At 68.4% G+C, this 12,446-nt stretch carries 13 protein-coding genes; 4 read left to right on the forward strand and 9 right to left on the reverse strand.

Annotation, left to right across the window (positions count from 1 at the left end; translation table 11 throughout):
• Positions 1–2: 2 nt before the first annotated feature.
• From MED01_RS08315 to MED01_RS08345, 7 genes are all read right to left on the reverse strand, one after another.
• Positions 3–1,121 carry a Gfo/Idh/MocA family protein gene (locus MED01_RS08315; RefSeq protein WP_238667921.1) on the reverse strand — a complete coding sequence of 373 codons (1,119 nt, stop codon included), beginning with the start codon at positions 1,119–1,121 and terminating at the stop codon, positions 3–5.
• Entirely contained in the window at positions 1,091–1,801 is a 711-nt protein-coding gene (locus MED01_RS08320; protein ID WP_238667922.1) for a ThuA domain-containing protein, read from the reverse strand. Before MED01_RS08320 ends, MED01_RS08315 begins: the two co-directional genes overlap by 31 nt.
• A 925-nt stretch (positions 1,802–2,726) precedes the next feature.
• Positions 2,727–4,202, reverse strand: a complete 1,476-nt coding sequence (locus MED01_RS08325) for an RICIN domain-containing protein (protein ID WP_238667923.1) — start codon at positions 4,200–4,202, stop codon at positions 2,727–2,729.
• 29 nt (positions 4,203–4,231) lie between these two features.
• Positions 4,232–5,671 (reverse strand): glycoside hydrolase family 43 protein, encoded by a 1,440-nt coding sequence (locus MED01_RS08330; RefSeq protein WP_238667924.1) that lies wholly within the window; start codon positions 5,669–5,671, stop codon positions 4,232–4,234.
• A gap of 36 nt (positions 5,672–5,707) precedes the next feature.
• Positions 5,708–7,105 (reverse strand): family 43 glycosylhydrolase, encoded by a 1,398-nt coding sequence (locus tag MED01_RS08335; protein WP_238667925.1) that lies wholly within the window; start codon positions 7,103–7,105, stop codon positions 5,708–5,710.
• A 525-nt stretch (positions 7,106–7,630) separates the two neighbouring features.
• The gene (locus MED01_RS08340) at positions 7,631–7,984 is read right to left on the reverse strand and encodes a hypothetical protein (RefSeq protein ID WP_238667926.1); all 354 of its coding nucleotides are present in this window, start codon (positions 7,982–7,984) and stop codon (positions 7,631–7,633) included.
• Positions 7,985–8,080: 96 nt separating this feature from the next.
• A complete protein-coding gene (locus MED01_RS08345; RefSeq protein WP_238668146.1) occupies positions 8,081–8,686 on the reverse strand; it encodes a mycothiol-dependent nitroreductase Rv2466c family protein in 606 nt (201 codons plus the stop codon).
• A gap of 60 nt (positions 8,687–8,746) precedes the next feature.
• Between MED01_RS08345 and MED01_RS08350 the strand changes: the two genes are divergently transcribed.
• Together MED01_RS08350 and MED01_RS08355 are read left to right on the forward strand one after the other, a co-directional pair.
• Positions 8,747–9,274: a MarR family winged helix-turn-helix transcriptional regulator gene (locus MED01_RS08350; protein WP_238667927.1), complete on the forward strand. Its 528-nt coding sequence runs from the start codon at positions 8,747–8,749 to the stop codon at positions 9,272–9,274.
• 43 nt (positions 9,275–9,317) lie between these two features.
• On the forward strand, positions 9,318–9,848 hold the full coding sequence (locus MED01_RS08355) for a GNAT family N-acetyltransferase (RefSeq protein ID WP_238667928.1): 531 nt from the start codon (positions 9,318–9,320) through the stop codon (positions 9,846–9,848).
• 11 nt (positions 9,849–9,859) lie between these two features.
• On the opposite strand, the gene MED01_RS08360 is transcribed toward MED01_RS08355, so the two are convergent.
• Positions 9,860–10,213 carry an ArsR/SmtB family transcription factor gene (locus MED01_RS08360; protein ID WP_238667929.1) on the reverse strand — a complete coding sequence of 118 codons (354 nt, stop codon included), beginning with the start codon at positions 10,211–10,213 and terminating at the stop codon, positions 9,860–9,862.
• A 98-nt stretch (positions 10,214–10,311) separates the two neighbouring features.
• Between MED01_RS08360 and MED01_RS08365 the strand changes: the two genes are divergently transcribed.
• Both MED01_RS08365 and MED01_RS08370 read left to right on the forward strand, forming a co-directional pair.
• Positions 10,312–11,331 (forward strand): NADPH:quinone reductase, encoded by a 1,020-nt coding sequence (locus MED01_RS08365; protein WP_238667930.1) that lies wholly within the window; start codon positions 10,312–10,314, stop codon positions 11,329–11,331.
• A 151-nt stretch (positions 11,332–11,482) separates the two neighbouring features.
• Complete coding sequence (locus MED01_RS08370; RefSeq protein ID WP_238667931.1) at positions 11,483–12,043, forward strand: GNAT family N-acetyltransferase; 561 nt, start codon at positions 11,483–11,485, stop codon at positions 12,041–12,043.
• A gap of 70 nt (positions 12,044–12,113) precedes the next feature.
• Here MED01_RS08370 and MED01_RS08375 read toward each other — a convergent pair whose 3' ends face one another.
• Positions 12,114–12,422 (reverse strand): SUKH-4 family immunity protein, encoded by a 309-nt coding sequence (locus MED01_RS08375; RefSeq protein WP_238667932.1) that lies wholly within the window; start codon positions 12,420–12,422, stop codon positions 12,114–12,116.
• Between the last annotated feature and the right edge of the window lie 24 nt (positions 12,423–12,446).

Genomic DNA, 12,446 nt, shown 5'->3' on the forward strand with positions numbered 1-12,446 from the left:
CGTCAGCGTGTCTTGGCGTCGTACGCCTTCCAGTCCTCGATCGGAGTGAGCGCAACCGGTGCCGGTCGCTGTGCCGTCGTCGTCAGCTCGATCCGCTGGCCTTCGGTCGCCGACCGAAGCAGGCTGGTCATGGTGTCGAGTACGTGCAGTGCGACGTCGCCGTCAGCGCGTGGGGGACGCTGATCGTCGGCCCTGGCCAGGTCGATCAGACCGATGCCCCGGGAGGCCCCGGCGTAACCGGCACGCGGTTCGAGAGCGCGCCATTCGGTGTCGCCGAGCGAGAAGAGGCGGACCTCACCGTCGAAGTAGTTCGGATCGGGCACGGCGAGCGTGCCGGCCTCGCCGTGCACCTCGATGGGTGCGGCCGTCGTCCGGACACCGTCGAAGCTCGTGGTAATTGTGGAGAGCGCACCATTGGTGTGCTCGAGTACGCCGGTGAGGTGGGTGTCCACCCCCACCGGGATCCGCTGGCCGGTGCGGGGACCCGAGCCGATGACGCGCTCCGCGCGCAGGCGGCTGGCGGCTCCGGTCACCGACCGGACCGGCCCGAGCAGGTGGATGAGCGCCGAGATGTAGTACGGCCCCATGTCCAGCATCGGGCCGCCGCCCGGGGCGTAGTAGAAGTCGGGGTTGGGATGCCAGCGTTCGTGCCCCGGAGTGACCATGACGGCCGACGCGGACATCGGGCGGCCGATGAGCCCGCCGTCGATCACCGCCCGCGCCGTCTGCGTACCAGTGCCCAGGACGGTGTCCGGCGCGCACCCGACGCGGACGCCGGCCGACGCGGCCCGTTCGATGATCGAACGGCCGTCCGAAAACGTCACGGCGAGCGGCTTCTCCACATACACGTTCTTGCCGGCGTCGATAGTGCCGAGCGAGATGTCGGCGTGGGCCGCGGGGATGGTCAGGTTGAGCACTGTCTGCACGTCCGGGTGGGCGAGCAGACGCTCGACGCTCATCGCCTCGGCTCCAGGAATCGTGGCCGCGACCTCGGCTGACCGGGAGGCGTCGAGATCGGCCACCGCGACGATGTCGACCTCACTGTGGCCCGCGAGTGTGTCCAGGTACGCGCGGGAGATGACCCCGAGACCTACGACGCCGACGCGGTGCGGGTCGCCCACACCATCCCCCTCTCGATCACGGTACGGACATCCGGGTGCTCCAACACGTCGAGGCTGTGCCCCGGGGTCGTCACGACGATGCGCCCGGCACCCCACTGCCGGGTCCAGATCGCCGGTGAGGTGACCGGCCGGTGCCACGGATGCCACGCCTGCGTCGGGTGGGTGGTCACGGCCAGCACGTCGATCAGGTCGTCGTGCAGTACCCAGTACTGCTCGGTGACAAGGTCGAAGTCCTCGATGCCCGCAGTGATCGGGTGCTCCCGGCCGAGGTCGGTGACACGCACCGTGTGCGGCAGGAAGTTGTCCTCCGGGCCACCGTGACGTTCACACGGCTCCCGGCCCGGATGGGTCGCGAACTGGCCGCCCACCAGGTGCAGGTATTCGGATGACGCGCGGAACGAGTCGACGATGCCGCCGTGCCAGCCGGTGAAGCCCGTGCCGGCGATGACAGCCGCGCTGAGGCCCGCCACCTGGTCCGCGGTGATCTGCGACATCGTCATGCACTGCACGACGAGGTCAATCTCGGCCATCTCGGCGGCGTCACCGTAGATCTCCGTCGACTCCTCGACCCGTACGGCATAGCCGCTACCTTCGAGGAAGGGGAGGAACAACTCGGTCGCCTTGACCGGCTGGTGCCCTTCCCAACCGCCCCGAACCACCAGTGCTCTCCGCTGCGCCACCGTCGCTCCCTCCCACGGTCCGTCGCCACCGGGCTGGCCGATCCCGCCCCGACGACGTGCCGTCGATTCCGGTACGTGTCGAGCATCGAAACCGTACCCTTGGTCGCCGACAAGGCCGACCTACGCCGGCTTGCGGATTCCACTGTGCACGGTCGACTCACGCCGCAGCAAGAATGCACAGGTGCTGAAACGGCGCAGAGGTTCCGGGCCGGCCGGGTCGAGATCGCGAGCGTCGCTGCGGTATCTGCTGATCAACCGCTACGGCGGTTGCCATACTGGCGAGGGCTCTGGACCGAACCTCGGCCGCCGAGGTGCTGACCCTTCCCCTGCGGTTGAGGCGAGGCGACCTTGCCCTTCGCGCGTCGGGCAGCCCGATTCGCGGGAACGGCAGGCGGGTCGGTCTCAATCTCGGCCTCGGCCGCTGTTGAGGTGTCGGCAGCCACCGAGTGGGCGTCTTGGGCGGGCTCAGGCTCCGGCATCGGGCTCTCCTTGGATCTGGTGGGTCTACCGGCCGTCGACGGCCGCCGGAACGCGGACTCATCGACGCCGGGGTGCGCGCCTTGACGGTAGCGCAACGCCAGGCCGGGCGAGTGTTCCCCCGCTCCGACGGGACATCCGTTACCTGCCGCCTGCCGGCGCGAACCGAGCCCCGGGCCTCAACCGCATCGCCGCCGTCGTCCTGATCACGGATACGCCGTCCGCCTCGGTGGTCGAGATCAGTCGACGCCCGCGTACCTCATGGTGGTCCTTCCCGGGGTGGCCGGCACGCCCCGGGCGGCGGCGTACGCCCGGACGACCGGACTGGAGTAGTCGCGACGCTACGGAGCGGTCCGCCGCCCGGACAACGACGGATTGCTCACAAGCAACCCGTCGTTGTCCGGCCTGGGAAGGCCACCGCTGATCGGTCGTTACGTCCGGACGACCGTCAGACGGCGGTGCGGGACCACTGCTGGTTGGCGCCGGTGTTGCACGAATACTGCTTGAGGACGACCCCGTCCGCGGTCGCGGATGCCGGTACGTCCACGCACTTGTTGCTGTGCCGTGCCCGGAGCTGGAAGTAGCTGCCGTTGGCGACCATCTGGAACTGCTGGTTGGTGCCGGTGCCGCAGGTGTACTGGACGAGCTCGGCGCCGTCGGCGGTCGATGCGCTCACCACGTCGAGGCACTTTCCGCTGTGCCGGCTGACGATGCGCCAGTAGCCGCTGCCGGCGTCCTGGAACTGCCACTGCTGCCACGCACCACCGCCGTACGTGTACTGGCCGACGCGTGCGCCGTTGTCGGTGTTCGGCTGCTGGACGTCCATGGCCTTGCCGCTGTGCCGCACATCGATCCGGTAGAACGAGCCCGTCGACGGTGGGGGCGTCGTCGGGCCGTCGCCGACGGTGTCGCCCCACGCGTACCGGATCCGGTCCGCGCCGGAGGTGTTGCGGACGGTCAGGTTGAGGTCGGTGCCGCTGCCGCTCAGCGCGAACATCGAGTACCAGTCGTAGCCGATGGTGCCGGTCTTTCCACCGAGGGCGGGCCAGTAGGTGCCACCCATCTGGTTGTCACGCATGACCTGGGCCATGGCGCGGATGTAACGCACGAAGTTGTCGGTGCTGCCCGCGTCGCCGTAGTTGCGGCCGTCGTTCATGGGAGCGCCGAACTCGGTCGCGACCGCGCGGGAGGCGCAGTTGCCGAGGCGGGCCTGGATGTGGCTGCGGAAGGCGTCGTAGGTCATCGCGCCGTAGAAGAAGGCGTAGTAGTGGAAGGACAGCAGCGTCGAGTTGAAGCGGCTGTCGTTGCAGATGTCGCGCAGGTCCTGGCTGAAGCCGGTGCCGCCGATCAGCACCCGGCCGGGCACCGCCGAGTAGTGGTAGCTGAGCCAGTTCGCCGCGACGTTGCGCCACTCGGCCGAGCTGTAGCCGTGCGGCTCGTTCATCGGCTCGAAGTAGACGTTGGTGTTCGTGCCGTACGTGTTGGTCACCGTGGACCACATCGCGTTCCACGCGGCGAGGTTCGTGATCCTGCCGCCGGAGGCGGCGCCGTCCTCCCAGTACGCGAGGATGACCTTGAAGCCGCGGGCGGTGGCCGCGTCGATGGCGCCTCGGTACGCCTCCCACCAGGCTGTCCCCACCGTGTGGGTGTTGATGGGCAGACGGATCGTGTTGACCCCCATGGTGGACGCCATGTCGTCGTAGAGGGCGTTGGCCTTGGCCCGCACTGTCGCGTTGCTGTCGGACATGCTCAGGCCCTGCACGACGAGCGGACTGGTCTTGAAGTTGTCACCCAACATGGCCCAGTTCATGCCTCGGAACTGGTTGGTGGCGGCGGTGGCCGGCGACGACGCGATGGCGACGACGCCAACCATTGCCGTCAACGCGGCCACCAGGGCGGAGAGCACCCGTCGATGTAGTGCCACAGTCGGAACTCCTTGAAGAAGGACCAGGTTCAGCTGGTCACGCGGAAGGTGGCGTCGGCACGGCTCTGGGCGTCGGACACCGGGTCGAGCCGGAGCAGGTAGCTGTAGTGCCGGAGGTAGCGGTCCGGGTGGCTGTATGACTGGAACGACGTCCACGACGAGTTGGCGAGCCCGGCGACCTGCCGGAAGGTGGCGTCGGCGGCGAAGGTGGCGGTGCCGTCGTTGGCCTCCAGCCGGAAGTCGTATCCGTAGTGGCGCAGGTAATGGCCCGGGTAGTTGACCGACTGGAGGGAGACGGTGCCGGAGCCGACCAGGCCGGGCACGAGCCGCCACTGGCCGTCCTGGGCAGGGCTGACGTTCGGGTCGATGCGGGCGTCGTAGTCGTAGTGCCGCACGTACCGGTCCTGGAAGTTGTACGACTGGATCCGGTTGACAGCTGTGGCGGGCCAGCGGGCGAGCACCCGGTTCTGTTCGGCTGCGGTCAGGTTGAGGATCGTTCCGTGTCGTTTCCTGGTGCCACCCATGGCGTACGAGCCGGACGCCGGCAGCCGGTAACTGCTTGCGCTGGACGGGTTGGCGGTCAGCACCGGCAGGTAACCACGCCCGCTGGCGTACTGGTCCAGGTAGAGCACCCACTCGTTGCGGGCGTTCATCTTCATCCACATCGGGCCTTCGACCTGCGCGCCGGTCAGCCCGATGCCGGAGAGGTTTCCGAGGCTGGTCCAGGTGCCGAGGATGGAGTTGCTGCCTTCGATGGCGATCTGGCCGTCCCGGGAGGCCCGGACGTAGCGGTACGCGCCGACTCCGGTCGGGACCTCGACGATCTGGGTGTCGATGATCTCCTGATTACCGGGTCGGTTGATGTAGACCTGCGGTGTGGTGATGCTGCGGAAGTTCGCCGTCCGCGCGGAGTAGATGCGGTGCTTGGTCGCACCGTTGAGCGGGACGTTCGTCGCCCAGTAGAGGACGTAGTCGCCGGTGTCCGGGTTCCAGATCGCCTCCGGAGCCCAGGCGTTGCGTCCGTCCGGGATCGCGCCCGCGACGTTCAGCAGCCACGGCGCCGACCAGTTGACCAGGTCGGTGGACTCCCATACGACGAGGTTGCGGCTGCCGTTGTTGATCGCGGCCGACCAGTCCTGACCGCAGCCGATGCACAGGTCGGTGGCGATGATCCAGTACCGGTCGCCGGCGGGCGAGCGGACCAGGGCGGGGTCGCGGACGCCGCGGGTGCCGACGGTGGACCGCAGCACGAGGCCGCCGTTGTTGAGGTCGGTCCAGCGTAGGCCGTCGGTGCTGTGGGCGAGGTAGATCTGCTGGTCGGTCGACGACTCGCCGGTGAAGTGCGCCATCAGGTAGCCGACGGTCGGGTCGAGCGCGGCCGCCTCCTTCGGTGTGGCCGCTGACCAGGTGGTGAACAGCAGGCTCGCGGCCACCGCAACCGCGCAGAGCCGGGCGAGGACTCTCGACATGTGTCTCTCTCCTTCGCGCAGGGGCTTGGCAGTCAGCTAGAGCGTCGGTACAACGGGCCGGATGGTGCCGTCGGTGCTGAACTCCATCCGGTCGATGGTGGTCTCGCGGTTGGTGCCGTTGCCGGTTGGTACGGCGAAGCGGTGGTAGGCGATGTACCAGGTGTCGCTGCCGGGTGCGCGGACCACAGAGTGGTGACCGGTGCCCTTGACGCCGATGTCGAGGCGCTTCTGCAGCACCACGCCGCGCCTTGTCCACGGCCCGAGGGGTGAAGAGCCGGTGGCGTAGGCGACCCGGTAGTCCTCACTGCGCGTGTCGTTCTCCGACCACATGAAGTAGTAGAGACCGTTGCGCTTGAACACGAACGGTGCCTCGTTGTAGCCCGAGGGGGTGACGACCCGCGTCTGCGTCGCGTCGAAGGAGACCATGTCGGTGTTCAGCCGCACCGCCCGCGCGACGCCCTGCCCCCAGTACAGGTAGGACTGCCCGTCGTCGTCGGTGAACACCATGGGGTCGATCGTCTGCCCGCCGGAGAACTGGTCACTGCGGATCAGCGGCCGGCCCAGCGCGTCACGGAACGGCCCGGTGGGGCTGTCGGCCACCGCCACGCCCAGCTGTTTGGCCGTGTTGCCGCTGGCCGCGCCGCCGCTGAAGTACAGGTAGTAGCGGCCGTTGGCGCTGGCCACCGCGGGTGCCCAGGCCGAGTTGTCCGCCCAGGAGACGTCCGGACCGTGGTCGAGGATCACGCCGTGGTCGGTCCAGTTGACCAGGTCGGTCGAGGAGAACGCCTTGTAGTAGGTGCCGGCCCAGCTCGCGTAGCCGTCGGTGGTCGGGTACAGGTAGTAGCGGCCGTTGAACACGGCAAGGTGCGGGTCGGCGAAGAGACCCGGGATCACCGGCCCCTTGCTGGTCCTGGGTGCCCAGGGCGCAACGAGGCGAAAGGAGCTGTCCGCCCGGAACGCGGCCGTGTCCTGGTAGGCGTCGAGCCAGAGCGCGAAGTCGCGGTGCCGGATCCGCCGGTTCGGATAGTTGTACGAGACGAGTGCCACCGATCCGCCGACCGAGCCCTCCACGGCACAGAAGGTGGCGTCGGCCCGGAATGCCGCGTCGCCGGTGTTCGGATCGACCCGGAGCCGGTAGTCGCGGTGCCGCAGGAACATGCCTGTCCTGGTCTGCAACGAGTAGCAGGTCGGCGACGCCAGACCGTTCACCACTGTGAAGGTGGCATCCAGCTTGGTCTGGTTGGCACTGCTGGAGGTGACCGGGTCGAGTTGACCGAGGTAGTCGATGTGCCGCACGTACCGTCCGGCCTGGTTGACCGCCTCCAGCGAGACGGCACCGGTCGGCAGCGTGGCGGCGTGGGCCGGTTTGTCGGCCACCACCACGACAGCCGTGGCGGCGACGGCGGACAGCACGAGCAGGGCACGTAGACGCATTGTTGATGCCACAGTCCTACGCCGTGGAACCACCATCCCGGCCCCTCTCGCAAGATCATCTATGTTAGCGTTAACAAGAACGGGCCGTATCCTGGCTCGGGCAACAGCGGTTCCAGCAATGAGCGACGCGCCCGCACGGGGACACCCCTGGCGCTTCACGGGGACGGGCGCAATGTGTTCGGTTCGTTAACTTCGCGTTGCGGACAAGTGTTAGCGATCGCATAGACCAGTGTCAAGGGATCAACAGTGGCCGCTCCCCCGGCGTCCGGCGAAGCCGGTTGTCACGCTCGGCCCACATCGGGTTTGCCTTGATCCCTCAGCACCTGACGCACCTACATGAGCCCGAGTCCGAGCAAGGTCGAGCCCTCGGCGACAGGCGAGGTCGCCAGCAGTGGGGGCAGCCCGAGCGCCGAGGCTCTGGCAGCCGGCGAGGGTCGCGGACGTCAGCTCTGCATGGAGAAGTCGCGACGACACCGTTGTGGTCGGATCTGGTGGCGCCGACGATGTCGTAGTCGGTCATCCACATCAGCTGGTGTGCGGGCAGCCGCTTCCAGAAGTAGACGTAGTCGATGTGCCGGTTGCCGTGCTTCCGGTGCCCTTTTCGCCGTAGAGGTTGTAGTTGGAGCGCAGATTCGGCAGCTCGTTGGCCTCGAACACCTGCCACGGGAACTTCGCGTATCCGTAGCTCCGGTCGGCGCTGAAGTCGACGTTGAGGTCTCCGCTCACTATGACCTGGCCCTCGTCCTGCTTGTCGACAGCCAGTTCCTTGAGACCCTGGAACTGCGCCTCGGCGCACCTGGTGCGCGGCAGGCCCTCCGGCCGGCCCGCGGTTTCGATGCCGGCCACCGCGTCGCACGAACCGCCGTCGGTGGCAGCCAACGGACCCTATCGATTCCAGTGGACGCGATGCCGAACGGCCGGTTATCAGATATCGACAGGCCCGAGTCGGGGACAGGTGACTTCCCGGTGCTGGAGCTACGCGAAAGTGAGGCCGTCGGACCGGGCGCGTTTGAGCTCGGAGAAAGCCCGGCAGCCGGCGAGCAGGCGAGCGCCGTCGAAGACGCGGACGGCCTCCTCGCCACGAGGGATGGAGCTCAGCACGGGCCCGAAGAAGGCCACGTCGTCGACGACGACCGTCGGGGTGCCGAGGTCCTCGCCCACCAGTTGCTGCGCGCGGGCGGTGCTGGCCCGCATCTGTGGATCGAGGTCGCTGCGCGAGGCGGCGGCGGCCAGGTCGGCGGGGAGGCCGGCCTCGGCCAGGGCCAGCGGGACGACGGTGTCGAAGTCCTTGTCGCCGCCGTCGTGGATCCGGCGGCCGAGCGCCGGGTACAGCCGTGCGAGGGCGGCGGAGCCGTGTTGCGCCGCTGCCGCCACGCACACCCTGGCCGGGCCCCACGCCCGGTCGTTGAATTCGCGGTACCAGGGCTCCAGGTCACGATGCTCGTTGATCACCGCGAGGCTCATCACCTCGAACCGCAGAGTGAGCGGCCGCATCTTCGCGACTTCCATGAGCCAGCGGGAGGTGATCCAGGCGAACGGGCAGGACGGATCCACGTACGCCGTGACCAGCGGAGCTGACATTCGAGGGGAGTTGTCTTCCACGGAAGACAACTTATCTTCCGTGGAAGCTAAGATGCAACAGTGGATGACGACCGGATCGCCGACATCGTTGGTCAGTGGGGTCGCGAGCGACCCGACCTTGACCCCACCCCGCTGCTGATCATCGGTCGCATCCAACAACTGGCCGCTGTCCTCGATGTGGCCCTGCGGCCGCCGTTCGCCGCTGCGGACCTCAGCAACGGCGACTTCGACGTGCTCGCGGCGCTGCGCCGCGAGGGCGAGCCATACACGCTCACGGCGGGCCAGCTGAGCCAACGGATGCTCGTCACCACCGGGGCGGTCACCAAGCGGGTGGACCGGCTGATCGCCCGAGGCCTCGTGTCCCGCTCGGTCTCCACAGCCGACGCGCGCGGCAGAGTGGTCGGGCTGACTCCGGCGGGTGTGGGTCTGACCGACCGGCTCATCGAGGAGCATCTGGCCAACGAGGCTGCCATCCTTCGTGGTCTCACCGACAGCGATCGCAGAGCCCTTGAACGGCTGCTGGCGGCGCTGAACCGGACCCTGACCTCCCGAGGTCTCGGCCCTGAGGGCGAGAGTCAGGTCGGGTGAGCGCCTCGGTCGTGATCGGCCAGCATTGGATTACCATTCCGCCATGGACGACACCACCCGCGGGATACGTATCAGACGCGGTGGCCCGGTCGACGCGCCTGCCGTTCTGACCATGCTGGACTCCGCTGTGGCCTGGATGAACGACCGCGGCAACACCGAGCAGTGGGGCACGACGCCGTTCTCCGAAATACCCGCACGGGCCGAACAGGTCGATCGGTACCTGACCGAGAACCTCCCGTTCCTCGCGGAAGTGGACGGGACGCCGGCCGCGGCCCTGGTGCTGGGCTCCGGGCCCGACCCGCGCGTACCGATCGCGCCCGCGGAAGAACCCGAGCGGTACGTCCGCCTCCTGGTCTCCAACCGACGATTCGCCGGCCGGAAACTGGGGTCGGCCCTGTTGGCACACGCCGTGCAGGAAACCCGGCGAGCGGGCGTGCGGTTGCTACGGGTCGACTGCTGGGCGGGCGGCGGAGGCGAGTTGGTGGCGTACTACGAGCGGCACGGATTCAAGTCCACCGAGAGCTTCCTGGCCGGAACCTGGCCCGGGCAGGTGCTGGCCCAACGGGTCGGTTGAGCGGCGCCCTTTCACGCGGATGAAGTGGGCGCCGCTGCGGCGGTACGGGCAGAGGCGTGTTCGCGGAGCATGCTCAGCAGCCCGGGAAAGCGTTGCTCCACGTCGTCGTAGCGGAGGGTGACCAGCCGGCGGATGCCGTCGACCCGCGTGCGGATCAGGCCGGCATCGCGCAGCACCTTGATGTGGTGCGACACCGTCGACTTGCCGATGGTGACGCCGGCCTCCTTGAGGACGTCACTGCCGCACGTCCAGTCCCCGGCGGCGACGAGGGCACGCACGAGCGTGAGCCGTACCGGGTCGGCGAGCGCGCTGAGCACGACGTCGATCGTCACGGTCTCGATGGCGGGTTCGATCACCTCGGTCACGAGTTCAAGCCTAGCCAGAACTTGCGGAAAGTTCGACTCTGATCGTACTGTTCGATCCAGCTCGAACGGTACGACATGAATCGAACAGAGGATGCATCATGAAGGCGATCATCTACCGCGACAACGGCGGCCCCGACGTTCTCCAGTTCGTCGAGCGTGACCGGCCCACGCCCGCACCCGGTGAGGTTCGCGTCCGGGTCGCCGTGTCCGGGGTCAACCCGACCGACTGGCAGGCCCGATCCGGCACCGCCCACCGCAAGCTGTTCCCCGAGATCACCCCGCACCTCGACGGCGCCGGCGTGATCGACGCCGTCGGTGCCGGGGTTGACCCCAGTCGGGTCGGTCAGCGGGTTTGGCTGTTCATGGCCGCCGCCGGGAGGCCCACCGGCACCGCCGCCGAGTACACCGTCGTACCCACCGACCAGGCCGTGCCGCTGCCGGACGAGACCAATTTCGACGTCGGCGCCTCGCTCGGTGTCCCCGCACTCACCGCACACCGCGCCCTCACCGTCGCCGAGGACGGGCCACGCCGCCTGCACCCCGGAGCGCTCGACGGCAAGGTGGTGCTCGCCGCCGGCGGGGCCGGCGCGGTCGGGCACGCGGTGATCCAACTCGCCCGCTGGGCCGGCGCCACCGTGATCACCACGGTCAGCGGGCCGGAGAAGGCGAAGCTGGCCGCCCTGGCCGGAGCCCACCACACCATCACCTATCGCGAGGGCGACCCGGCCGCCGCCATCCGTGCCATCGCCCCGGACGGCGTCGACATCGTCGCCGAGGTGGCGTTGGGCGCGAACCTGGCTCTGGACCTGGCCGTGCTGCGCACCCGCGGCACCATCGCGACGTACGCCAACGTGGGTGGCCATCCTGTCGCGCTGAACGTGGGGCAGAACATGGTGCTGAACACCCGCCTGCAGTTCCTGGTGCTCTACACCGCTGGCCCGCACGCTCGCGCCGCAGCCGTCGAGGACGTCGCCGCCGCGATTCGGGACGGCGCCCTGCCGGTTGGCGAGGAACACGGCCTGCCACTGCTCCGCTTCCCACTGCACCGGACCGCCGACGCTCATCGAGCGGTGGAGGCTGGCGCGGTCGGCAAGGTGCTGGTGGACGTCATGCCCTGAAGTTCACCCGCAAGCAGGAGGAGAGGTAGTCACACGTCGTCGTGCACCGTCACCGGCGATGAATACCAGTCCGCCCCGAGCGGCATGTGTCGGGTCGGGCGGACCAATAATCGGACGTCTCGCCGGGTTGCGTCCACTAGCGTCCCGCCTCATGGAGAACACCACCGTACGCACTGAACGCCTCGAGCTTCGCCCAGTGCGGGACGAGGACGTCGACCGGATCCTGGAGTACCGCAACCTGCCGCAGGTCACGCACTGGCTACTACGCACGCAGGTCGACCCCGCATCCTTCCGCGCGGCATGGCGACGGGCGGCCGCAGACCCCGACGACCACAGCATGGCGGCCACGCTCGACGGCGTGGTGATCGGAACCGTCTCGCTCGACGTCGTCGACGGCATGGGTCAACCCGGCATGCCACCACGGACCGAGGCCCACCTCGGCTACATCTTCGATCCGGCCTACCGCGGAAACGGGTACGCGACCGAGGCGGTGACCGCTGTGGTGGCGCACGCATTCGACAGCCTGGGCATTCGCAGAATCACCGCCGGCTGCTTCGCGGACAACCTCGCCTCGGTGCGCATCCTCGAGAAGGTCGGCATGCGTCGTGAGCAGCACGGCGTCGGCGATTCCTGGCACGCCGAACTGGGCTGGGTCGACGGCTACACCTACGCCGTCCTCGCCGAGGCATGGCATCGAGAGCCAGCACCGTAGGACCGGTCCAGCGGAAACTAGACCTTCCCATCGGCGCCCCAGAGCGCCGTGAGCTCCTCATGCGTCGCAGTCAATCATCCGCCTCCTCGTCATCGTCACCGGGCGAGGTCAGACCCTGCTCGTCGAGGAAGCCCCGCCACTCGTCGTCGTCGAAGCCGACCTCGCCGTATCCGGCGCCGAAGACGTAGTAGGCGAGGAACGAGTCGAGGTCCGGCGCGACGTCGAGGAACATCTCACGCATGAACCACTCGTCGGTGGTCTCCGCCGGGAAGTACCAGACCGCGCCGCTGTCGCGTCGGATCAGCAGCGGCTCGTCGTTCAGTGTGCCGATGACCAGCCATTCAGCGGGTTCGTCGGCGACGCCGGTGAACCCGGGCATCTGCTCGATGTAGTACTGGATGTC

The sequence above is a fragment of the Micromonospora alfalfae genome (assembly GCF_022230925.1).
Classification (GTDB): Bacteria; Actinomycetota; Actinomycetes; order Mycobacteriales; family Micromonosporaceae; genus Micromonospora; species Micromonospora alfalfae.

What these genes read in the sequence shown, in the direction of transcription:
- MED01_RS08335 (WP_238667925.1), bottom strand. Translation starts at nt 7,105, where the DNA reads ATGCGTCTACGTGCCCTGCTCGTGCTGTCCGCCGTCGCCGCCACGGCT.
- MED01_RS08345 (WP_238668146.1), bottom strand. Translation starts at nt 8,686, where the DNA reads ATGTCAGCTCCGCTGGTCACGGCGTACGTGGATCCGTCCTGCCCGTTC.
- MED01_RS08330 (WP_238667924.1), bottom strand. Translation starts at nt 5,671, where the DNA reads ATGTCGAGAGTCCTCGCCCGGCTCTGCGCGGTTGCGGTGGCCGCGAGC.
- MED01_RS08355 (WP_238667928.1), top strand. Translation starts at nt 9,318, where the DNA reads ATGGACGACACCACCCGCGGGATACGTATCAGACGCGGTGGCCCGGTC.
- MED01_RS08370 (WP_238667931.1), top strand. Translation starts at nt 11,483, where the DNA reads ATGGAGAACACCACCGTACGCACTGAACGCCTCGAGCTTCGCCCAGTG.
- MED01_RS08375 (WP_238667932.1), bottom strand. Translation starts at nt 12,422, where the DNA reads ATGCCCGGGTTCACCGGCGTCGCCGACGAACCCGCTGAATGGCTGGTC.
- MED01_RS08365 (WP_238667930.1), top strand. Translation starts at nt 10,312, where the DNA reads ATGAAGGCGATCATCTACCGCGACAACGGCGGCCCCGACGTTCTCCAG.